Here is a 23,424-nt window from a genome sequence, read left to right on the forward strand (position 1 = left end):
AGCAGAACGCCAATAAAATATACTACGATAAATTTTAAAGTTATCTTATTCCAAAGAATGTAATCCAAACAACTGCCATTACTAGCACAATACTTAGCTTCTGGTTGATTTTCTCTATATAGCTATAATCTGCCCATTTTCCCTTACTGCTCATACAGTAAGTTCTTAGACTTAATTGTTGCATATATGTTAATAATAATGCTATCAGAGCGGTCAGATAGGCATACCATTCTAAACCACCGCCGCCGATTACTGCTGAATTCCAAATATAGTATGCAAAAACCACCCAAACTACCGTCAAGGCCGAACTGCCTAAGATGAATGATAAACGACTCGATGATTGATCGGTGCTTTTCAACCGTTCTGCTAAATACCCAGTTACGGATAGCGTGCTTATTAGTGCCATTATCATCACTATACTGCCTAGGTCAAAAACCCCCAATAGCATACACAGAATAATCATAACCAGGGTCGTACTAACTCCTATGTTAACCCACTTATATTTAGACAACTTACTTGTAATTGAGTTAAGATATTTTGCTTGTAGAAAATTACCGATCACCAAATAATAAACCGCCATAAATATAAGAAGCAAGGATAATATGTACAAGATATTTACATTAAAGACGGTACGCGTCGCAGATGTCATCACCACCTTACCTGAGTTGCTGAGCAAAGGATCCTTAGTTAGAAAGCTTGCAGTTACTGGAAGATAATCAGATTTTCCAAAAAACAATAAGATACCGGTTTGTACAACAAAAAACAAACTCAATAGTAAATAGCCTTTTTGAGGTTTATCTTGCTTTGATGATGATTTTGGTCTGGATGTTTTTTTAAATTTACCTTTCATATTAACTCCTATTTATTTACTGACCCCAAATCTGACTGATGATCTGCAGATGAATGGTTTCCTGAAAAATCTTTTTTACTAAAGTAAAAAATATAAAATAACGGTAAAATCCCGGCAGTATTCAACAACAAGAGCAAAACAAACCAAACTTTAGAATTCTTACGAGCAGCAATCCAAAGAGCAATTGCCTTTAAAACATAGTCTGTCAAAACAATAATTAACAAAAGCCAAACGTTATCGTTGATAAACTGCTCGTTAAACATATTATCTGTATTGTATCACGTAGGACATCTATTAGTTGCTTTTTTATGCCCCAAGATCAAGATCAGAGTAGATGCCAGCAGTAACCTCATCTACCTCACTACGAAGTTGAGGGAAAGGCACACCTTCACGTGCTGTCACACCCTCTAGTAGCCAAAATAGCCGTTCTGCATGACCATACCCACAGGCTGGAGGCATGCCATATTCTAGCATTTCAATAAAATCAATATCCATCATCATAGCTTCACTGTCGCCAGCATCCCGCATCCTTTGCTGTTCGATAAATCTACTTAGCTGATCTACTGGGTCGTTCAGCTCGCTGTATGCCTTAGAAGCTTCTGTGCCACCGAGCAGTAAGTTAAACTGTTCTGTTAAACGTGGATCTTTTGATTGTAGTTTTGCTAACGGTTGCAAATAATCTGGCACATCAACCAAAAAAGCCGGCCCACTAATATTCACACGAATTTTCTTCCACAACTTATCAATAACCCTTGAACGATTATCAATTTTTTCAACCTCTCCACCAATCTTCTTTAGCTGCTCGACAGCCTGTTCAAGTGTACACTCAAATACATCCAATCCATAGTTGTCTTTGATCAGATCAACAAAACTTAGCCTTGGCCAATCTTCACCATCTTCACCCAAGTTAATCTCTTGACCATTTGCTAGCTTAAAGCTTCTTGTTCCCCATGTTTTGTCCGCAACATAGCGTACAAGTTGTTGAGTAAAGCTCATTCCATCTTGCCAATCAGCGTATGCCCAATACCATTCCATTGCTACATGCTCTGGAAGGTGTTCGTCAGAATAGTTCTCATTCCTAAAGCGAGGACCAATATCATATACTTTTTCAAAACCTGCACCCAGCAACCTCTTGAGTGGAAGTTCGTGACTTATCCTAAGATAAAAATCTTGATCTAGTGCATCCATATGGGTAACAAACGGATTGGCGTCAGCCCCACCTGTTGTATGCTCAAGCACAGGAACATTTATTTCTATAAAGCCATTTTGGTTTAAGAAATCCCTGGTCGATTGCCAAAACTTGCTCCGCCTAATAAAGCGCTCTTTTACATCTAGATTTACATTCATGTCAATGTAACGACGACGCAATCTCTCTTCCTTATTAGTAAAGCCATCTTGAGTGGTAGGCATCGGGCGTAGCGATTTCGTAAGCAGTCGTAATTCTTTGACCTCAACTGATATCTCACCAGTTTGGGTTTTTATAACCCGTCCAGATACTTCAATAAAGTCTCCAGGATCAAGCAAATTAATGTGTTCAAATCCAATGTTTTGATGCTCAACACTAAGCACTTCCATAACATCATGTTTTAAGAACAACTGTATTTGGGCAGTAGTATCGCGTAATACAAAAAAAGCTATTTTTCCAAATTTGCGAGTGCTGATTATCCGCCCACTAACTATTACATTCTTGCTTTCAAATTCAGAAAATTTATCTATTATCTCTGATATGGTGTTTGTTCTGCCTGATTTTGCAGGATACGGTTGAAGATTTAATTTCTTTATATCAGATAGTTTACGTAGTCGTTCGTTCCGTAGTTCTTTTAGATTTGCCATTTCTCTATTATATCAACTTTCTTTAGTTTCACGCCAAACAGCAATTCCACGGACGCAAGTCTCTGTATCACCAAGTATACGGGAGCCAATAATGTCACTATCCTCTAGTCTATGTATTGCTTCTCTCCAGAAGATGCTTGGCAAACCAGCAGTACGACCAACTATTGTAAGTACCGGATACCTACCTTGCTCGATTAATCTGTTATTTTCTGTGGTTGCGCCATCTATTGATAGCGACAATACTTCATCACATCTTTCAATAAATTGTGCTCTATCCATCATATTTCCTTATTAGCAATCTCTGCGTCTTCATTCATTAATCGTAAGCATTAGGGAGATTTTAAAATAATACTTATAAGTCCTAAACCCTTACAACCAAAGCTTAAACTTTTAATTACTGATTAATCGTATCTAAGATACATTTATCAGATATTTATTTTACAATAAATATTGTAGTTAGTCAAAGTTACTTTATGTCGGTTACTTTATAGGTTGTTATATCGTTTGGGGTTTGGATCTCTACCTCTTCTCCCACTTTTTTCCCAATCAAAGCTTTACCTATCGGAGACTCATCAGATATTTTGCCATTTAAGGGATCTGCCTCAACTGTACCAACTATCTGGAATTCTCTTTTTTTGCCATCTTCACTCTTAAGGGTGACGCTCGATCCAAGCTGAACCTTACTGTCGCCTTTAGGCTTAGATATAATTTTTACATTTTGTAAAATATTCTCGAGTTCAGCAATGCGTCCTTCTGCCTGTTCTTGCTCCGATCTAGCTGATGCATATTCCGCATTTTCCGCCAAATCACCAAACTCTCTAGCAGTCTTAATACGCTCTGCCACTAGGCTACGTTCACTAATTAGCGTATCCAATTCTGCCTGTAATTCTGCAATACCTTCTTTGGTTAAATGAAACTGTTTTTTCATAATATCCTCACTCTTCGTTTAATTATTAATAAGCTCTAGCCTGTTAGCTATTGGTGAGTCGCTGTATTATATCAACCTTATGCAATAGAATCTAGCACTTTGTTGATGTCTTTTTCTGAAATAATTTCTGCGTCTTCACTTGTTCGCTGTTTGTACTCAATTACCTCATTAGCTAAAGTTTTTTCGCTAATAACAAATCTGTGTGGAACTCCTATCAAGTCTGCATCCGCGAACTTCTCTCCTGGGCGAATGTCTCGATCATCATATAGAACTTCAACTCCCATTTCTTGTAGTTGGCTATATAAACTATCTGCTCGCTTGACAACGTCAGGATGATTCCCAAGCCTACAAATTATCGCTCTGAATGGCGCAATATTATCCGGCCAAACTAATCCTCTGTCGTCAGACAATTTTTCAACTATCACACCCATAACCCTAGTGACGCCAATGCCATAGGATGCTAGATATAATGGCTTTTGATGACCGTCTTCATCCGTGAACATAACCTCCATTTGCTGTGATTTATCAACTCCAAAGTTAAAGATATTTCCAACTTCGGCACTTTTTGTTTTTTCTAACTCGCTTTTATCGATCCCTAGCTCTTTTACAGCATCATCAAGCACTTCCTCATTAACAGCAATATTCTTGGCACGATGGACATACAATACATCCTCGCCAGCGTCACATATTGTTTGAAATTCATGACTAAACTTCGTGAAAGCTCCTCCGCTTGCAAAAGTAACAAAGGTCGTATCACCAATACCTAGCCTACTAAAGATTCTCTCGTAAGCATCAGTAACTTTTTGGTAATATTTATCTAAATCGTCACCTGATGAATGTACTGAGTACATATCCTTCATCAAAAACTCTCGCCCTCGCATTATTCCACTCTTTGCGCGAAGCTCATTGCGTAATTTAGTTTGGAATTGATAAACACTAACTGGCAAATCTTTATAGCTCTTAACATGTTGTTGCAACATCTTAAGAATTGGCTCTTCGTGCGACCAAGCAAGCCCAACCTCAGTCTGATCCTTAAGCTCTGTCTTAAACCAAACATCCACAACTTCATCATCCCATCGAGTAGTTGCTTCCCAAGTATCCTGGGGTTGAAGATTGGTCATTATTAACTCTTGTCCATCAATCTTGTCCATCTCTTCACGAATTATTTGCTTGATATTTTCAAGAACTCTCAGGCCAAGTGGTAAATAAGCATACACTCCAGCCATTTCTTTGTGTACATAGCCCGCTCGTATTAATAGTTGGGCATTCTTTGCAGTTTCATCAGCTGGAGCGTTTTTTCGAGTCTTGGTAAATAGTTGGGAATATTTCATTAATGTTGTCCGTTCTTTAATGTCACATTGATTGTACTATTTTAGATTGACTTGTTCCAGTTTGATAACGATTATCGTACATTATCCTTGAAACTGCTTGTCTACATAAACGGATTTTCATACCGATAATTGCTCGTTCTTGAGCATTGCTATATAAATTAGCCAGCAAGTGATCATCGGCCTCAACAATAGCAAACGCAATCTCTTTTCGTAGCCCAGGCCTCTTATTGGTAGTCAAATCATTTATCATTTCATCAAATTCATGTTGATCTGAAATATCATCAATTAGCTCTTTTACTTTGATTTCTTCATAGACATCAAGTTCAAAATATTTGTCGATTTGTGTCCTAAGTATCTCTTCTGGATTTTCTGGCAATAGTTCCATTTGTCACCTATCTTCCTTGGTTAGGTATTAGTAATTTACTTTAATTAATGATCTGTTTTCTATAAATCCGGCTCTCTACTTCATAAATATAAACAATAATGAAAAGGCAATCATATTTTTTATGCCATGCAGTATCATTGAGGCTGCCAGTCTACCGGTCTTTTCGCGGAGATATACCAGAACTAACGACAACACAAAGGTGTCAATTGCCGCAATCCAGAGTAGTGGCGCATTACTCCCAAACTGAAGGTGTGCCGAAGCGAATACAATACTAGTAATTATTGCTGACGGAATAATTTTATATCGTGATCTAAGACCTGTATATAAGTAGCCACGACACAAAGTTTCTTCAACTATAGGAGGGAGAATAACCAAGCTAATCCCTGCCAATACAAGATTTACCAAACCTTTGTTGGCCTCAAATCCAAGTTGTTGTTGTTGATCAACATTTAGTGATGGAGAAATTTTTTTGGCAATTATTGTAGTCAGCATAAAAATTACCAGATAGCCAGCATACGCCAATAATGCTTTGCCGACATCACTCATCTGTGGTTTGGACATGCCCACCGATTTAAGTGTCTGTCCTTTTTTGCGCAGGAACATACGAACCCCAAAAAGTATTAATAAATCAGCAGTAACGACATAAATAAATTGTAGTGACGTGTTAAGTGACTGGCTAGTTTCACCACCACTGAATTTTTGCACAAATATGACCACAAAACTAGCAACAAATTGCGAAACAAAGAACAATGCTATCGTGTTAAAAATCAGTAAGATTGGATTATTTAATAGTTTGTATTGGTGAAGTTTGGCGTCATTGTTCGTTGCTTGCATGACTAAAAGAATCTTTTTACATCAACAACTGTTATCAGTACAAACAATAACATTAATACCGCAAACCCTATACCATGAATCATGTCTTCTGTTTTTGCGGTTAGTGGTTTACGCATTATCCTAAAGAGATATGTAACAAACAGCCGACCGCCATCTAGTGCAGGAATCGGCAAAACATTCATTATTGCAAGGGTCAATGATATCACAGCAATTATCATCAGAATAAACTGCAATCCTAACTTACTGCCCTCTTTGATTAAGACAAATACTCCTACCGGCCCAGATACCTGACTACTTGCCTTTTCGGTATCACCATGAAACAAACCAACTATAACAGAACCCAATCCTTTTAATGTAAGCTCCGTAAATTGCTTTGTTATGCCCACACCTACTATTGGTGCCGACCAAGTAGATCTTTGCATAGTAAATTCTGTTGGTACAACACCTAAATATCCCTTTGGATTATCTGAGTTCTTGCTTGATTCAACTTCCTCTGTAGTTCGTAATGTTGCCTTAGTTGTTTTTAATTCACCGTCTCGAACATAGGTAATCTCAACTGTTTTGCCTGAAAATTCATTTGTTATTTCTGGCAACGATTTCGCGTCAGGAATATCCCTTGATTCTTGCTCTTTAGTTATACCCAATAATTGATCCCTCTGTTGCAAGCCTGCTTTTGAAGCTGGAGAATCTTCTTCAACGGCACCAACCAATACCTTATTACTAATAACATTCGTATCGTTTGCAACAGTAAATTGATTATCTACTAATTTTGGCATACCGATGATGGCGAGTAACGTAAACATAAGAATTGCAACTAGCAAATTCATTACTACACCTGCTCCGATTATCTTTGTCTTTGCCCAAAGACTTGCCGCTCCATAACTTCCTTTAGCTTTGTCTTCGTCGTGCTCACCCTTAAGCTTAACAAACCCCCCCAAAGGCAACCAGTTTATAGTAAATAGCATGCCGCTCTTCAGTTTCTTGCCCCATGCTTGTGGAGGAAAGCCAATACCAAACTCCTCAACATCTACGCCGTTTCTTCGTGCCATAATAAAGTGTCCAAACTCGTGAACGACCACCAACATTACAAATAAAACCAAACCCAATATTAATAGAAATACCGACATTTAACCCCCGAACCTCCTTTGTCTCATATTATATTGTTGCAATGCATCTTGAAAGTCATGAACAGTATAGTCTGGCCAAAGCTTGTCTGAAAAAACCAGCTCCGCATAAGCAGATCGCCACAACATATACCCACTAAGCCTCTTTTCGCCAGAAGTGCGAATTAATAGGTCTATATCAGGAATATCAGAAGCATACAAATTTTGTTCAAAAATTGACGTGTCTAGATCTTGGGCTTTTATGCCTTTATTAATGATGCTTTTGGTTGCGTCGATTATTTCTTGTTGACCACTGTAATCAAGGCAGATTATTAAGGTTCCTTTATCATTGTTCTTGGTTACTGATTCAGCTTTTTCAATAGCCTTTAAAACTTTTTTATTTAAACGATCTTTTCGACCAATTATTCTTATATTTATGCCGTATTTGTGAAAATCCTTTAAGTATTTTTCAACTGCTTTAATTATTAACTGCATGAGATACGACACCTCTTCTTTGGTTCTAGCCCAATTTTCAGCAGAAAAAACGTATGCGCTTAAATATTGAACGCCGTTATCGAATGCGTACAAGGCTACCTCTCTAAAGACTTCTGAACCCTGTCGGTGACCTTCTAGGGTAGGAATTCCTCTATTTTTCGCCCAACGGCGATTACCATCCAAAATCATGCCAACATGACTTGGTATTGATGACTTTTCCTCAACCATTAACAGTTATTATACTTATAAAATACATCCGATGATAGTCTAGACAGTCATTATTTCTTGAATTTTATTTTTCTCAATAACTTCTGCGTCTGTTTTTGCTTGAGCCATGGCCTCCTCTATCTTGGCAATTAAACGCTTCGCTTCATCTTCACCGATTGCTTTATCCTTTTTTGCCTGATCAATAGCATCTATAGCTTCGTGCCTTATGCCACGGGTCACAATCAAGGCCTCTTCCAGTTTAGCGCTAACCTGTTTAGTTATCTCCCTACGTCGCTCTTCGGTTAATGGTGGGATAGGCACCCTAACGACTCGGCCGTCATCGCTCGGATTAAACCCTAGTGATTGATTTTCGCGAATGGCATTACTGATAGCTTGAAGATTATTTGGGTCAAATGGAGTAATCTGCAACAATTGCGCCTCAGGAGCAGTTATATTTGCGACCTGGTTTAGTGGCATCGCTGTACCGTAAGCATCTACCATAACTCCATCGAGCATAGCTGAATTCGCTCGACCGGTACGCACTTTTGAAAGTTCATCCTTGAACCTATCAACTGTCGCCGAAAGCTTTGTCTGAGTTTGTTTAACTATTTGCTGAACTTCCATATAATGCTCCTGTTATTTCATCTGTATTTTAGCAGATATCCAAAAAATTGTAATCTGTACTAATGACCATTATTACTCAACTTCGCCCAACTGAAAACGACTCATTCGCCTAACAACAATATTTTCTCCCAATTTAGCAATATGCTCTTTAACTAGCTGACCGACTGTTTGATCAGGGTTCTTGATAAATGGCTGATCTAATAAGCACCTTTCAGCAAAATGCTTCTTCATCATTCCTTCCACAATTTTATCTAGCATTTCAGCCGGCTTGCCTTCTGACTTTGCTTTTTCGCTCAATTCAGCTTTAACCTTGTCCCGTTCTTGCACAGGAATATCATCTTCACTAATGTACTGAGGAGCACTAGCAGCTACATGCATACTAAGATCTTTAACTAGCTCTGTAAAAATTTCGTTTCTAGCCACAAAATCTGTCTCGCAGTTAACTTCAACTAAAACACCAATACGACTATCGTGGTTATATGTTCCGATCACCCCTGCGCGAGCTTCACGCTCTCCACGCTTTTCTGCTTTTGTTAACCCCTTTTTGCGCATCGCTTCAAGTGCCTTATCGAAATCTCCATCAGTTTCGACCAAAGCTTTCTTGGCATCAGTAATTCCAACGCCTGTAAGTTCACGTAATCGTTTAATATCGTCTATAGAAATATTCGCCATTTTCTTCCCCCTATTTATCTTCATTTTGTTTAGTTGATGCCTTGCCAGATTCGATAGCTATCTTAAGATAATCCGCAACTAATTGAAGCGTTTTGATAGCATCATCGTTAGCCGGAATTGGATATGTTATATCTGTTGGATCAGCATTAGTGTCTGTGATCCCGACGATTGGAATACCTAGTTTATTAGCCTCTTTAACGGCATTGTGATCGGTCAATACATCGAATACAAAAACGACACCTGGTCTAATAGACATATTTTTTATTCCACCATAAAGATGATTCATGCCATCAATCTCTTCTTGGAATCTTTGTAGCTCCAACTTATTGTACTTAGAAGCTAGCTGGCCAGATTCCATTTTTTGTTCGAGATCCTTCAGATGCTTAACCCGTCCACCAATAGTATTCTGATTTGTAAGCATGCCCCCTAGCCAACGCTCAGTTACGTAAGGCATTTTAGTTTCCTCTGCTAGATTCTTGGCTATATCACGCGCTTGTCTCTTGGTGCCCACTATTAATACTTGCTTTCCTGAAGCTACGGTTTTCTCAACATACTTTAATGCATCTTCTAGCATTGTGACGGTTTTAGTTAAGTCAACAATGTATACTCCATCACGTTTTGAATGAATATATGGAGCCATCTTAGGATGCCATCGACTTGTCTTATGCCCAAAATGAGCACCGGCTTCTAATAATTTTTTAATGTCAACTTCTACGGTTGCCATGATTAATAAATCCTTTCTACTTCGGTAGAATCACGACCTATGTCACTCCTGCAAAGATATGACCAGGAAGGATTATTGATTCTCCTGCTTACTTGATTGTAGGTTCATTATATCAACTATCGACATTTTTTCAATAGATAGTTGACCAATTTACCCTGTTAGGCTATACTAACAATCTGATTATGAAGAAAGACTTACATCCAAAGAATTATCGACCTGTTGTATTTCAAGATCTAAACGACAATACGACCTACTTAACTCGTTCTACAGTAGACGCCGAAGATACTATCAAAATTGACGGCAAAGAATACCCACTCGTAAAAGTACATATCTCAAGCTCTTCTCACCCGTTCTACACTGGACAAGAAAAACTACTTGATATTGAGGGACGCGTTGATAAGTTTGAAGCACGGCGTAAAGCAGCCAAGAAAGCTCAAGAAGCTCGCAGTAAGGCTATAAGCAAGCAAATAGCGAAAAAACAGGCAAAAGAAGAAAAAGCCAAAGAGTCTTCGTCAACAAAGTAGCCACAAAAGCTTTAGTGTGATCTATTTTTGAATCATCACAATAGTTTAGTTATACTAAATCGTGTCATATGAACAATAAAGAACAATCCTTACGCGACGAACTTGCAGGCCTAAATGAACAGCTTAAAGATCCTGGCATTTTTTCTGACTCAAAATACCCCAAAATTGCACGCAGGCAAAGCGAACTAGAATCAATTATCAACCTCTTCGATGAACGAAATCGCCTAGCAAACATCAAACGTGACGCTCAAGAAATAATCGATGCAGGTGGCGAGCTTGCCGAACTAGCCAAAGAAGAGCTCCAAGAAACAGAATCGCAAATCATGGCCAACCAAGCAAAACTCACCGACGCCCTTTTGCCAAAAGACCCTAATAATGATCGTGATGCAATTTTAGAAATTCGTTCAGCGGCGGGTGGCGATGAGGCATCGCTTTTTACGGGCGACCTATATAGGATGTATACCCGCTGGGCCGAAAATCATGGCTATAAGTTAGAGCTTATCAACGAAAGTCCTAGTGAAGCTGGAGGATTTAAAGAAATCACTGTTGCCATTCGTGGGCAAAATGCTTACAAAAACTTTAAGTTTGAAGCGGGAGTACATCGAGTGCAAAGAATTCCAGTTACTGAAAGTCAAGGTCGCGTTCATACTTCAACGGCTACCGTTGCTGTTCTACCAGAAGCTGAAGAGAGTGATGTAGAAATTAAGCCCTCCGATCTTAGAATTGATGTTTATCGGTCAAGTGGGCATGGTGGTCAATCAGTCAATACCACCGATTCTGCGGTCAGAATCACTCACCTACCAACAGGACTAGTTGTAACTTGTCAGGACGAAAAATCACAAATCAAAAATAAAGATAAGGCTTTAGGAGTCTTGCGTTCGCGACTACTCCAGCAAAAAATAGAAGACGAACAAAAACAGCTATCTGATGCTCGCAGAAAACTTATTGGTTCTGGTGATCGCAGTGAAAAAATTCGTACCTATAACTTTCCACAAGATAGGATAACCGACCACCGTATTGGTTACTCTCGTAGTAATCTACCCAGTGCGCTTGATGGCAATATCGATGATATATTTGAGCAACTCCAAAAAGCTGAACACGAACTTTTACAAAAAGAGTAACTATATAACATTTTTGATTGTTTTCGGACTGACAAAATACTTCTGCTAACGTACTCTTATTGCATAGATACAAAGTTGGTAATTTAAGCCCCTGTACCCCACTACAGTAGCTTAAATATGGATTAACAAAATTAATACTAACTACATATCCCTCGTTTACTTTTCAACATCGATAAAATTCTGAATCATTATCGAGTGTTTAATTGTGGGCCATAATGCATTGTTAGTAACATATCTGATGATTGACAGATTGATTGATATTGTTTGCCTATTTCGCCAGAAAAACACGGTCACATAGCCTCGCTATATACTACTCATTCTGCATGATGGCTATGCCACCTCACCAATCTCAAGTACACAATAGCTCACTCGATGTACTTAACAAGAACACTTTCGATATCTGGAAGATCCATTATCCCGCCTTCTACCTCACCATATATCACTATTGTTCGATATTAAATATATCCGAATCACAAAATGCAAAAGTATTCTACTCACAAGCTACATTATTATTCTATTGTTGTTCTCTGGTTTGGGCTGAGCACCAGCAACACGCTTACCAATCGCTTCGGCAGTTTTTATTGCAGCTCTAGAACGTTGTTCTGCTAGAGGATGAGAACTACCACTATATTCGAGGTTTCTTTCACGAATAACCTCACCTTCAGGACTAGTTGTTTTAAGATGTGTCCTAATAATTGGCTCACCATTTTTATCTGTGCCTAACTCTGTCTGTCGTGAAATAATATTGCCACTACTACCAGTTTTTGTCTCAGTAAACGTTGTGCGGTCAACGCCTGACTCAATTCTTGATGTACGCTGGTGCTGGCTATTGCTTATATCTGGGCGTTGTCCTAGAAACCCCTCTGATGGCGCAGAAGTTTGCACTGTTTCGGACGTCCTGGGACCGTCCGGAGAACCACCATCTAGTAAAGAAGTCAAATCACCATTTTGCACATCTACAGCTGTTAAGGATTCTTTAACGGTAAAAGTACCGTCATCGTTTCTCTCCGAGGTTTCAGTGGCGCCATACTCCCTATTGCCAATTTGCGTAATTTCACCTCTCTCGGCTACAGCGTTAGTTGCATCAAACGTTGCCATCAAGGCGATATCTTCGAGTTGCTCTTTTGTATCCCTAGCAGTTTGGCTAAGATCTTGCTGTTGACCATTTTCTACATCAAAAGCTTCTTCTGCTTGATCTTGAGAAGGCATTGTTTCTAAACTCATTTAATTCTCCTTTTTAGATTTTTGTTTTTATTTACTTATTTTTAATACTACTTTTTGAGTGTAGCACACTCCGACCAAAAAATCAACACAATGTGGAGGTGGGTTCACTAAACTAAAGCGGAACAAGATGTTAAAGTAAGTAATGTCAACAAGCTTACAAAAGGAGGTCTTGTTCTGATGAACAGAATAGCGAGTTTGCCACGCAAGCGACAGTGTCAACTTCCCCAAATAACGAACTGGTTGCGTGATATTAAAAGGTTTTGAGTCAATCCCTACAGCTCTTGGTAACGCGGATCCAATAAAAAAACAGCAACCGCCAACACAGAGCCTATCCTTCCAAGTGAGCCGACATATGTAAACTTACCCAAAAATGAGCTGAACAACATAATAACACTAGAATTAAACAACAAGCCAAGACGCAGACCGAACTGGCGTACCCCACATGAAACCTGTGACCATCTTATAGCCACCCCAGTCAAACCGCTAGACTTAGTGCGCTTGATGGCAATATCGATGATATATTTGAGCAACTCCAAAAAGCTGAACACGAACTTTTAAGCGAAGAATAAGCTAAGGCTACCCCAAACCTCAACTCAATCTTTCTGTGTATTGCTGGTGATGACTATTTGTCGGGTCGAACTTGCCCAAGAATAATCTATCCCACAGTTCAGTCCTATCAGGTTCGGGTAACGAAGCAATTTTATTCAATAATGGTATCACCTTTATTTTGCCAGAGGCATAGGCCAAATCCTTGGCATAATGCAAAGTTACTCCTTTTGAAGTTTTAAAATGCTTGTCGGTAGGAGTACCCCTAAAAACACGCACCACACCAGTCGCAGTTGTTCGTTTTGATCTATTTATTGGGTCATCATTCGGACCATCCTCTTTTGATGAACCCAATACAAGCCTAACCTTAGTCATAACCTCCTGAACTTGCCTAGGAGTCCAACCCATATGAGCAAACGCAATGTTTAAATATAATGCCATACTTGCTATTCCCCACTCTTCTTCGCTACCTTGCATTATTTTTTGTAACGTACCGGCCAAGCCCTCTTCGAAGGTTAAATAATCTGGCACCTCATCGTCATTTGCTTCTGTAAATAAACCATTAGTAAGTGAATCATCGCCTAATTTTTTTCCACTTGCGTATCTTCTTCCGTGTACTCCAACTTCGTGGACAAAAACTCCCAATACTTCATCAACACTAGATAAGTTTTTGCGTTTCATGCCAACTACCACAACACCATCAGTAGATGACCAACTTAACGCGGTAGTATTCTGATCTTCAACAACATCAATTTCATGTAAATGCATGGCTTGTATTCCACTTCTAAACATAGCCACAACATCTGCTGGGGTAATAGATTTATCATCTCTTGCCTCAATTTCTGCTTGATAATATTTCTCAAAGACCTCTTTTACCGAGGCATATTCTTTGGATAGTTCGCCGTAAATCCATTCTTTCGCCTCCTGCGAGAGTGTTGGTAGTGGCTCTTGGATCGTATCTGTTGGGTTTGGCAATGCCGGGATATTAATCACCTCTCCGCTAGATGACGTAAATACCCAACCCTCCTTGAGGTCGTTTATCAAACCATCAGAGGCCCCTCCATGTTTCGACTCAATTTGACCCCACAGCCTTGATAACATCTGATCAACAACTGCCTTGTCAGGTTTACCATAAATTGATTCATTAATCTCTTGGAAATGATCAACTATCTGTTGAGACGGGTAGTCCAAGGTGTTGATTTGTTGGCTTGCCTTTAAAAAGTACGCTTCTGCAAGTCTAAATTCAACAGATGCGGATCCGGTATGGCCCTCAGGAACTAAACTTGTTAAGTTAGAAATGTGATCATCGATTTCTGGCAACAATAACTTGGGATAATCCAGACGTAGTTCTGTAGATTCGCCATCTATGAATCTTTCGATTATCTCTGGTCGTTCTTTTCCGCCAGCAAAGTACTCATATGTTTGAAGACCCATCGAGATTTCTGGGCTTCTGATAAACTCTGGGTTTGAGGCATCATCAATTGGTTTATCAAGCATACTTAAAAATTATTATACAATATGCTCTCCGTTTTGTCATGATGACTAGCCAACCTGTATACTATTACCCACTATGCAAATATTTCAATGGCTAGATAATGCCCGGAAAAAAATGAATAGCACAGGTATAACATCATCTGAACTTGACAGTCTTCTTTTACTCGAATATGTATTGTCAATTAATAGAGCATCTATCCTGGCTCACCCCGAAATAACTCTCACGCAAACTCAAATAACAAAACTCGCTAAACTTCTAAAATGTCGTTTAGCTCGTGAACCATTAGCATATATTCTCGGTCACAAAGAATTTTTTGGTAGAGATTTTATCGTTAATCCTGACGCACTAATACCAAGGCCAGAATCTGAAAGTTTTATAGAAATACTTAAAAAACAAGATTTCGAGGAACAGACCATTATTGATATTGGATGTGGTTCTGGGGTCTTAGGTATAACCACCAAACTAGAACTTCCCTCGAACACAGTTATATTATCGGATGTTAGCGATAAAGCCTTGAGCGTAGCTAAGCAAAATATACAAAAACACTCTGTTGATTGTAGAACTATAAAAGCAAATCTACTGCCTGCAAGCATAGATGCAAACATAATAGTAGCTAATTTGCCATATGTCCCAATAAATTTAAAGGTTCAGCCAGAGCTAAATTTTGAGCCAGCAATTGCTTTGTATGCAAAGGATGGTGGTATGGAATTATATCAAAAGCTCTGGAGTCAAATATCTACAAAACCCTCAATCCACTTTGTATTAACTGAAAGTCTAGTATTTCAACACAATGATATGGCAGTGATTGCTAAAAGCGCTGGGTTCCTACCGGACAGCTCTGAAGGACTAGTCCAATTATTCAAACGCAAATCTAGTTAGGTAATTCACCAAGCTTGACTTTTGTGGTTTGTTGTTTGCCATTGCGAACAAAAGTTACGGTCACTTCTTCGCCAACAGTAAATCTGCCGATAACAGATGACAAAGTATTATTCTCGTCAACTGATTGATCATTAATTTTAACTATCACATCTTTGTCTTGTAGGCCACCATTGTCAGCTGGTCCACCAGCCACAACACCAGATGAACCATTTGAGCCATTAATGTAGGCACCTTGTTCATTCTGGATTTTCAACTGAGAGGCCACAGAAGGATTAAGTTGCACATATCGAACTCCTAGATATGGCCTTTCTAACTTACCCGTCTTCAGCATGCCATTAATTAGTCCTTTGGCATCATTTATTGGTATCGCAAAGCCAATATTTTGTGCACCATCGCCTGCAACTGCGGTATTTATACCAATCACCTCTCCATTGGCATTCACTAATGGCCCTCCTGAGTTACCCTGGTTGATTGCAGCATCTGTTTGGAACATATTTTGTAAACTCTCGGCATTTGTACCCTGACCATCGGAAGCCTGCACACTTCTTCCATACCCTGACAATATTCCAGATGTTACTGTATTCTGGAATTGCCCCAAGGCGTTCCCAATAGCAATAACAGTATCACCAACCTGGGCTTTACTAGAATCGCCCAATTTTGCCACAACTAGTTTCTTTCCTTTAGTATTATTGATCTTTAAGAATCCGATATCTAAAGAGTCTGATTCAGATGTAGTCCCAACTACACTAACATCATCAAGAACGGTACCATCAGACATAGTTACACTAACCTTGGAAGCACCTTCCGGCACAACATGGCGATTAGTCAACACATAACCACTATCACTAATAATAAAACCTGTCCCTGCGCTCTGTTGCTCAACAGATCTCTGCCCAAAAAAGCCATCTTGAACACCTTGACTAGTGACATTAATTGAAACAACACTTGGGCCTACGGCTTTTGCTAAACTACTTATCAAATTACTCTGTTCTTCAACTGCTTGTCTACCCTGCTCAACGCTAGCATTTTGAGAAGTATTGGATTGTTGTTTACTATTTGCCCCAATAAAACCACCTGCAAAACCAGCACTCAAACTTATAAAAATAATCGCCAACATCCCTAACGCTCCACCCTTTTGTGACGAAGAAGGTTTTGGCCTTGTTAGATTTATTCGTTTTTTTGGTTTTATTACTTCTGGTTTTGCAATCGGTTGCTGATTATCCATGTATCCTCCGAGGTGATGGTTATATTATTTTATTACCCCAATCCGAAAAAATAAGAGTTATGACAATAACGGCTATCATCATAAATATTACTTGTCTTCTGATTAAAGTTGTCAATCGATCGGTCTGGTCCAGATAGTATAATGAAGCCAGTCCAAATCCTAGTACTATTAATATCAACGCAACCTGAGAAAAAGCTTGATAGTATATTAACCAGAAAGAAAGTATCCACGAAAGTGATGCGCCAAACAATCCCCAAGCATTAGAAAGAAATGAAGCATGTTTTTCTTCAAACCCAGAGAAAAAATGCCTTGCAACAGAATAACAGACTATCCAAGTCATAAACATAATAACTAACGCTGTTGACCCACCCCACTCCAGATATACAGCTACTAGTCCATACAAAAATGCCAGAAATGCCTGCAACGAAATCCCAAATATACTTGAACTAGGCTTAACTAACACTAGCCACAATGCATATGCTACTGCCCAAATCAGCTGAATTAATGCGCTGGATGTGTTGACCATGAAAATAATTGTCGAGATTCCAATTATTAAGTCAACTGCGTTTGCCCGTATTAATGGAAGCCAATATCGTGGTCTAACCGAAAAGATGCGCCACTTACTAAGTATTACTATAGCGATTGCTAATTGAACAAGGTTCAACCGAATTAATACATACACTAGTAATGGCATTATCACAGTCAAAAATAAATGAAAGACATGTGAAAAACCACTAATCGGTTTTATTTTATCGGTTACTCGTTTCATCTTGCCCTAATATTATAACAAAGTCTGCATTTTCTGGGGGAGTAATACCTTCTGGCAAGTTTGTTGTCGCTGTTGTCTTGTATCGAAGCTCTAGGTAGCGCTTAGTATATTTCGTGTCTTTCTTTTTTAGGTCAACGATTATTGTATTCTGGTAATCTTTGCTTGGCGCATCATCAACATTAATAACATTATATCCGTAGCCTTTTAGAATATCCGCCTTACTAGTAGCCAACCCGCTCCTTGTTGTACCGTTTAGTACTTGTATACCAGCATTTTCTTTCTTAAGAAAACCATCGATAAACGTTGTGCGAATAAAATTTTGAATATCATTATACCTATATATACCTTCTTTTGGAACCTGGATTGAGCCAAGACCCAAACTTGAGCTTCCGCTACCTATCAAAACATTTGGTTCATCCACCAAACTGACCGACTTGATATTTGATTCATTGATTTCTTGGCCGAGAGCATACAGTTTCAGTGCCTCGTCAGGTATTGACAGATTTGTTGAAATTCTCGAACCAAAACTATCAATCAATTGCGACATCTTTACTGGATTACTAAACGTTCCCAGACTAACCACTTTGTTTTTCAGAGCTATAATAACCTCTCTTTGCCGTTCAGACCGCCCAAAATCATTCTTATTATCACAGTGTCGACATCTTGAATAAGCTAATGCTTTTAATCCATCAAAATGCTGATTACCTGTCTGGACATTCAGATTATACACCTTACCTTTTAGTGACATTCGCTCACTAACAGAGTCTTTAACGTTAATATCAACTCCACCAACAGCATTGATGGCCTTTTCAAATGCCTCAAAATCGATCATCGCATAATAGTTCATCTTCAAGCCAGAAACATTCTCGACAACATCTTCGATTGCTTTTATACCTGTTTTTTCTGCCTCTTCATCAGATTTCCCCTCACTCTGAGCAGACATTTTAGTTAATGCATACACCGCGTTGATCTTTTGAGTTCCACCGTCTTCCATCTTAACCGCCAGATCTCTCGGTATACTTAGTAAGCCTGCTTCCTTATTACAAGGGTCGACGCTAGCAATGATTATTGTGTCAGTTAGATCTGGCCCGTCTGGTTGCTCAGGACCACCTTTTCCCATCAGCAAGAAATTTACACGACCATCCCCCTCCTGCTGAAGAGTGGTAGGATCCGGCTCGCACTTCCAGGCTATTGAATCACCACCACCTTTAAATATCTCTCTGGCACGTAGATATCCTCGTATGCCAAGGTAACTTCCCGTTAAAAATATAACCAGAAATATCACCAAACTGCTACGCAAGATAATCTTTCGTAAATTTCTTGGTTTCTTATTTGATCGTCGTTTTTTTGATGACTCATCGATACTCATGTCAATAGGCTTTATGGTTCTTGCTGGTTTTCTTCCAAGCGAACGACCATCAGGCGTAATTGTCTTAACATTACGAGTAATAAATCCTTCTTTCTTTGCAAAATTACCAATACGTGATTCTGATGATTTATTCTGAAAATTAACTGAAGAAGTCGCTTGGGATTTAGGTTTCATGTTTATTGAAGGACGCCTTCGCCCTCCGATCAACCCATCAATATTACCAGAATTTACACGTTTAGATCTTCTAAAATTATCCATAGCACGTGTGTTTTAGTATAGCCGTTATGGTAGTCATATCAAAATTAAATTCCAAAACAATTATGGCAATTTTACCGACATTAACGTATAGTTATAGACTGATATGTCAGAAATCAAATCATCATCGCCTGTTGACTACTCAAATTCCCCTCCAGCAAATAACCCACAACCCGAACAAGTCTCACCACTTTCTCCTCAAGACCCACAAGAAGAACAAGACCCTAGTCAAGAGGAATCATCAGCTGAGTCAAAATCGAACACCATAAAAAGTATCATCTCGACCGTCATTCTATTCTTGGCAGCACCATTATTGGCACTTTTTTTGATTGTCTTTGTTATTCAGTCATACGAAGTAGACGGACCAAGCATGCAACAAACCCTACATAATAAAGACCTTCTGATTGTTAGCAAGATCGATCGCACACTTGCCAGAATCACTAGAAGTGACTATATTCCCCCACGATATCAAATAATTATATTCACTCTCGATGAATCGGGTGGAGTCAGCGGTGGAGAATCTAGACAATTGGTCAAGCGCGTTATTGGTTTGCCTGGTGAGAGAGTAGTTGTAAAAGACGGTACCGTAACTGTGTTCAACAAAGAACATCCAGATGGATTCAATCCCGATAAAGACAAAGAATACAGCAAGTCATTTAGCACTACAAATGGAAATGTAGATGTTACTGTTCAGCCAGGTCAAGTATTCGTTATGGGCGACAACCGTGGAAACTCACTTGACTCTCGATATTTTGGACCTATTGATGATAGTACAATAGTTGGTAAGCTTGGGATGCGTATATTCCCACTCAATAAAGCTCGTACTTTTTAACCAATTAACTCTGTGGTTATTCGCTTCAAGTCATCGTCATCTTTAAAATAAACTTCAAGTTTTCCACCCTTGGCTGTTCGTCTAATATTAATAGACGTGTTGAGCCTTTTTGCTAAAGCTTCTGTTTGAGTGTTAGTAGTTGCCATATGTTCTTTAACTTTTTTGGTTGATTTCTTTTCTTCCTGACGACTAGCCGTAACGAATTGTTCGGCCTGGCGAACCGACCAACCAAATTTTAAAACCGACTCTAATAAGTCTGCTTGCTTTTGTGAGTCTTCCTTCAATGCCAGGATGGCTCGTGCATGACCTTCAGAAATCTGTCCATTTTTTAACGCCTGCATAGCTGATTTTGGCAACTGCAAAAGTCTGACTGTGTTGTGGATAGTCGGAACTGCCTTGCCAAGTTTTTTCGCAATTTCTGCATAGCTGAGATTGAATTGATCATGTAGTCTCTCTATCGACTGTGCCTGTTCAAGTGGTGAGAGGTCGACTCTTTGAACATTTTCAATTATTGCCACTTCTAGCTCTTCGATTAGTTTTAAGGATCTGACGACTGCAGGCACTTCTTTTAGTCCAGCAATCTTAGCAGAACGCCAACGTCTTTCGCCGGCAATAATACGATAATCATCGTTATATTTCGTTACAATTAACGGTTGCACGATTCCATGATTCTTAATCGATTTTGCTAGCTCATTAAGGGCTTCTTCTTCGAAATGCTTCCTGGGTTGTTCAGGATTTGGTATTACTTTATTAATCGGCAAATTTTGTACACGTTCGTTATTCTCTAAAATTGAAGAGTCGAACTCTTCTGGAATCAATGCGTCGAGCCCTCTGCCAAGCCCAGTTTTACCTGACATTTTGATCAATCTCCTTTGCTAATGCTTTATATGCCCTTGCCCCCCTGGACCACTTATCGTGAGCCAGTATTGTCTTTCCATGACTTGGAGCTTCAGCTAATCTAACATTTCTAGGAACAACGGTTTTGAATAGTTTTTGTTTGAAATGTTTTTGAAGCTCTTTGTAAACACTTTCTGATAAAGAGGTTCGACTATCATACATCGTAACTACTACACCCAACAAATTTAAGTCTGGATTAAGCCCTTTGCGCACTCTTTGAATTGTCCCTAATAACTGGGTCAAACCCTCTAGGGCATAATACTCAGCTTGTACTGGAATAATTACATAATCTGAGGCTGTTAACGCATTGATGCTCAATAAACCTAGCGAAGGTGGACAGTCAATTAAAACATAATCGTGAGACGCATGTGCCAGGCTTTGACGTAAACGACTTTCTCTATCTGGTTGAGAAACTAACTCAACCTCGGATGCAGCCAGGTTCGCATTTGCTGGCACTAAAGAAATATTTGATTCGTCTAAATCTATTATCACCTCGCTCAAGTTTGCCCGCCCTAATAATACATCGTAAGTTGTTGAATCAAAATTTCCTTGCTGACCAAGCCCACTGGTTGCATTACCTTGAGGATCTAGGTCAACCACCAAAACCGAGCGACCCATTTTGGCTAAATATGCACCAATATTTATAGTGCTAGTCGTTTTGCCAACACCCCCTTTTTGGTTCAAAATTGCAATTATATGTCTCATACCCTCATGCTTTTCACTCTTTAGAGTACCATTTTCACGCAATTATCTCAATATAGAAATTAAAATATACGGTTCTTAATACCGTTAAGAGTCAGCGAACCCCAATACCGTTAGCCCGATTGTCGTTGTTGCCAGGATTAACGTTGTCAGAATTGAAGTTCGCGTTGAAAGCGTTATCCGCAGTATCCGGGAAAGCCGAACTTGACCACAGGTTGCCGTTGTCGCCCTGGTCGTCGAAGCCCTCATTCCAGTTGCCAGCAAACAGCAACCAGCCACTGCGCACTAGCAATACTACTCGTTACCCTATACTCAGCATACTGAGTATAGGCGGACCTTGGCGGCACCATCCGTAAAGAACTAGCCTCAACAAATTAAGACCAGTGAGCATTGTCTCTTACTTATGCTTATATATCTGACTGTTAATCGGACAACGAGATATAATTACCACCAAGCACCGCCCGCCTTAAGCCAGCCCAAGCATACTTTTATTGTACCCCCCCCCCCGAAGTTTCATACCACTGAGAAGTCTTTTGTATTTATAATGCTTGACTAGCCCTCGATACGAAGCCTCTGTTTCTTTTGAACAATCAGGGTTTGAGAGGGCCAAGAGCAGGTTACGTTTTAAGCGTTTGCCCGGATGCAATCGAAATGGGTAGATGGCTGCACCGAGAAAGGCCACGCCACGATTGTGTTCCTGCAAATGCCGTTTATGTGGATGCAGTAGCAAGTCTAAATGCTGGCTCACATAGTTTTCTATTGTCTTGGTAACTTTAACTAACTCGTTTTTATTACTAGAGACAATATAAAAATCATCAACGTAGCGCCCATAATGCTTAAAGCCTAGATCAAATGTCACAAATCTATCTAATTGATCCAGATAGATATTACTAAGTAGCTGAGAAGTCAGATTACCAATAGCAATCCCTCGCCCTTTGGGCTGATGAAACAGGCTTTTGCTGGGTGGTAAACCACGCCAAGCACTTCGAGGGCAATTAAATATTGCATTTTTTATTGGATCATTAAAAATAATCACCTTCCATAGATATTTACAAACTTGGTAGGCGTGTCCTTGGTTTGGGTATTGCCTGTCTAGCCCCCACATCGCCCGTGTATAGAGTTTTTTACGGTCTAAGCTCATAAAATATCCTAGTAAATCTAGCTTAAGTACATAGGCAGGGCGAGTATAATTTAGGCTAACAGAACGAATATGATGGTCAAGCCGACGAATACCATAAAGTGTGCCCTTGCCTACTCGGCAACTATAATTATCTTCAATAAATCTTGCATCCCACCAACTATTTACTTGGTTGAACAAAAAGTGATGAACAACTCTATCACGGAAGTTAGCTGCAAAAATCTCTCGTTTGACAGGCTTGTTTACAATAAAGGCTGTTGATGGGCGTGGGGCGTAACTACGTGTGTCAATTTCATGGGCAAGTGCCGATATTTCAGCTTTGGCGATTTTTGTAAAAGCAATTACTTCGGCTTTATTAGATTTGCCAATCTTAGCACGCTGATAGGCTTTATTGAGCTCTTTTACTAGCCATTCTTTGCGAATATCTGAAGCCTTAGTGGTTGCTGGAGTATCTTTAGCCAT

Annotated in this window: 26 protein-coding genes; 4 read left to right on the plus strand and 22 right to left on the minus strand. The window is 39.4% G+C overall.

Annotated features, from left to right (window positions below; genetic code table 11):
• Positions 1–40: 40 nt before the first annotated feature.
• The 13 genes from H6793_00605 to rpsB form a co-directional block, all read right to left on the minus strand.
• Positions 41–850 carry a hypothetical protein gene (locus tag H6793_00605; GenBank protein ID USN95657.1) on the minus strand — a complete coding sequence of 270 codons (810 nt, stop codon included), beginning with the start codon at positions 848–850 and terminating at the stop codon, positions 41–43.
• A gap of 8 nt (positions 851–858) precedes the next feature.
• Positions 859–1,113 (minus strand): hypothetical protein, encoded by a 255-nt coding sequence (locus tag H6793_00610; GenBank protein USN95658.1) that lies wholly within the window; start codon positions 1,111–1,113, stop codon positions 859–861.
• 43 nt (positions 1,114–1,156) lie between these two features.
• On the minus strand, positions 1,157–2,683 hold the full coding sequence (locus H6793_00615; protein ID USN95659.1) for a lysine--tRNA ligase: 1,527 nt from the start codon (positions 2,681–2,683) through the stop codon (positions 1,157–1,159).
• A gap of 12 nt (positions 2,684–2,695) precedes the next feature.
• Positions 2,696–2,965, minus strand: coding sequence for a hypothetical protein (locus tag H6793_00620; protein USN95660.1), 270 nt, complete (start codon positions 2,963–2,965; stop codon positions 2,696–2,698).
• 184 nt (positions 2,966–3,149) lie between these two features.
• Entirely contained in the window at positions 3,150–3,611 is a 462-nt protein-coding gene (greA, locus tag H6793_00625) for a transcription elongation factor GreA (GenBank protein USN95661.1), read from the minus strand.
• Between the two features lie 77 nt (positions 3,612–3,688).
• Positions 3,689–4,942 (minus strand): prolyl-tRNA synthetase, encoded by a 1,254-nt coding sequence (locus H6793_00630; protein ID USN95662.1) that lies wholly within the window; start codon positions 4,940–4,942, stop codon positions 3,689–3,691.
• 22 nt (positions 4,943–4,964) lie between these two features.
• Complete coding sequence (locus H6793_00635; GenBank protein USN95663.1) at positions 4,965–5,327, minus strand: hypothetical protein; 363 nt, start codon at positions 5,325–5,327, stop codon at positions 4,965–4,967.
• Between the two features lie 75 nt (positions 5,328–5,402).
• Positions 5,403–6,161, minus strand: coding sequence for a CPBP family intramembrane metalloprotease (locus H6793_00640; GenBank protein USN95664.1), 759 nt, complete (start codon positions 6,159–6,161; stop codon positions 5,403–5,405).
• A gap of 2 nt (positions 6,162–6,163) precedes the next feature.
• Positions 6,164–7,288, minus strand: coding sequence for a site-2 protease family protein (locus tag H6793_00645; GenBank protein ID USN95665.1), 1,125 nt, complete (start codon positions 7,286–7,288; stop codon positions 6,164–6,166).
• On the minus strand, positions 7,289–7,987 hold the full coding sequence (gene uppS / locus H6793_00650) for a di-trans,poly-cis-decaprenylcistransferase (GenBank protein USN95666.1): 699 nt from the start codon (positions 7,985–7,987) through the stop codon (positions 7,289–7,291).
• Positions 7,988–8,026: 39 nt separating this feature from the next.
• Positions 8,027–8,590, minus strand: coding sequence for a ribosome recycling factor (frr, locus tag H6793_00655; GenBank protein ID USN95667.1), 564 nt, complete (start codon positions 8,588–8,590; stop codon positions 8,027–8,029).
• A gap of 72 nt (positions 8,591–8,662) precedes the next feature.
• The gene (tsf, locus tag H6793_00660; GenBank protein USN95964.1) at positions 8,663–9,262 is read right to left on the minus strand and encodes a translation elongation factor Ts; all 600 of its coding nucleotides are present in this window, start codon (positions 9,260–9,262) and stop codon (positions 8,663–8,665) included.
• 10 nt (positions 9,263–9,272) lie between these two features.
• Positions 9,273–9,986: a 30S ribosomal protein S2 gene (gene rpsB / locus H6793_00665; GenBank protein USN95668.1), complete on the minus strand. Its 714-nt coding sequence runs from the start codon at positions 9,984–9,986 to the stop codon at positions 9,273–9,275.
• Positions 9,987–10,168: 182 nt separating this feature from the next.
• On the opposite strand from rpsB, the gene H6793_00670 reads away from it, so the two are divergent.
• Together H6793_00670 and prfA are read left to right on the plus strand one after the other, a co-directional pair.
• Positions 10,169–10,510, plus strand: coding sequence for a type B 50S ribosomal protein L31 (locus tag H6793_00670; protein USN95669.1), 342 nt, complete (start codon positions 10,169–10,171; stop codon positions 10,508–10,510).
• A gap of 68 nt (positions 10,511–10,578) precedes the next feature.
• Complete coding sequence (gene prfA, locus H6793_00675; protein USN95670.1) at positions 10,579–11,631, plus strand: peptide chain release factor 1; 1,053 nt, start codon at positions 10,579–10,581, stop codon at positions 11,629–11,631.
• Between the two features lie 501 nt (positions 11,632–12,132).
• Here the strand turns inward: prfA and H6793_00680 are convergent.
• Both H6793_00680 and H6793_00685 read right to left on the minus strand, forming a co-directional pair.
• On the minus strand, positions 12,133–12,855 hold the full coding sequence (locus tag H6793_00680) for a hypothetical protein (protein USN95671.1): 723 nt from the start codon (positions 12,853–12,855) through the stop codon (positions 12,133–12,135).
• A gap of 588 nt (positions 12,856–13,443) precedes the next feature.
• Positions 13,444–14,898, minus strand: coding sequence for a hypothetical protein (locus tag H6793_00685; GenBank protein USN95672.1), 1,455 nt, complete (start codon positions 14,896–14,898; stop codon positions 13,444–13,446).
• Between the two features lie 73 nt (positions 14,899–14,971).
• Here H6793_00685 and H6793_00690 point away from each other — a divergent pair, with 73 nt between their 5' ends.
• Entirely contained in the window at positions 14,972–15,775 is an 804-nt protein-coding gene (locus H6793_00690; GenBank protein ID USN95673.1) for a peptide chain release factor N(5)-glutamine methyltransferase, read from the plus strand.
• Here the strand turns inward: H6793_00690 and H6793_00695 are convergent.
• Genes H6793_00695 through H6793_00705 form a run of 3 tightly spaced genes read right to left on the minus strand, consistent with a single transcriptional unit; the run spans position 15,768 to position 19,396 of the window.
• Positions 15,768–17,000 (minus strand): trypsin-like peptidase domain-containing protein, encoded by a 1,233-nt coding sequence (locus H6793_00695; protein ID USN95674.1) that lies wholly within the window; start codon positions 16,998–17,000, stop codon positions 15,768–15,770. The two genes, H6793_00690 and H6793_00695, sit on opposite strands and share 8 nt — an antisense overlap.
• Before the next feature lie 19 nt (positions 17,001–17,019).
• The gene (locus H6793_00700) at positions 17,020–17,769 is read right to left on the minus strand and encodes a hypothetical protein (GenBank protein ID USN95675.1); all 750 of its coding nucleotides are present in this window, start codon (positions 17,767–17,769) and stop codon (positions 17,020–17,022) included.
• Positions 17,750–19,396: an LCP family protein gene (locus H6793_00705; protein ID USN95676.1), complete on the minus strand. Its 1,647-nt coding sequence runs from the start codon at positions 19,394–19,396 to the stop codon at positions 17,750–17,752. Before H6793_00705 ends, H6793_00700 begins: the two co-directional genes overlap by 20 nt.
• A gap of 103 nt (positions 19,397–19,499) precedes the next feature.
• Here H6793_00705 and lepB point away from each other — a divergent pair, with 103 nt between their 5' ends.
• Positions 19,500–20,225 carry a signal peptidase I gene (lepB, locus tag H6793_00710; GenBank protein USN95677.1) on the plus strand — a complete coding sequence of 242 codons (726 nt, stop codon included), beginning with the start codon at positions 19,500–19,502 and terminating at the stop codon, positions 20,223–20,225.
• Here the strand turns inward: lepB and H6793_00715 are convergent.
• The 4 genes from H6793_00715 to H6793_00730 all read right to left on the minus strand — a co-directional run bounded on the left by H6793_00715 (position 20,222) and on the right by H6793_00730 (position 23,424).
• Positions 20,222–21,082 carry a ParB/RepB/Spo0J family partition protein gene (locus tag H6793_00715; protein ID USN95678.1) on the minus strand — a complete coding sequence of 287 codons (861 nt, stop codon included), beginning with the start codon at positions 21,080–21,082 and terminating at the stop codon, positions 20,222–20,224. The two genes, lepB and H6793_00715, sit on opposite strands and share 4 nt — an antisense overlap.
• Complete coding sequence (locus tag H6793_00720; GenBank protein ID USN95679.1) at positions 21,072–21,827, minus strand: ParA family protein; 756 nt, start codon at positions 21,825–21,827, stop codon at positions 21,072–21,074. Before H6793_00720 ends, H6793_00715 begins: the two co-directional genes overlap by 11 nt.
• A 91-nt stretch (positions 21,828–21,918) precedes the next feature.
• Positions 21,919–22,116, minus strand: coding sequence for a hypothetical protein (locus tag H6793_00725; protein USN95680.1), 198 nt, complete (start codon positions 22,114–22,116; stop codon positions 21,919–21,921).
• A 174-nt stretch (positions 22,117–22,290) separates the two neighbouring features.
• Complete coding sequence (locus H6793_00730) at positions 22,291–23,424, minus strand: RNA-directed DNA polymerase (protein USN95681.1); 1,134 nt, start codon at positions 23,422–23,424, stop codon at positions 22,291–22,293.

This window comes from Candidatus Nomurabacteria bacterium (genome assembly GCA_023898625.1).
Taxonomy (GTDB): Bacteria; Patescibacteriota; Saccharimonadia; order Saccharimonadales; family JAGQNJ01; genus HK-STAS-PATE-36.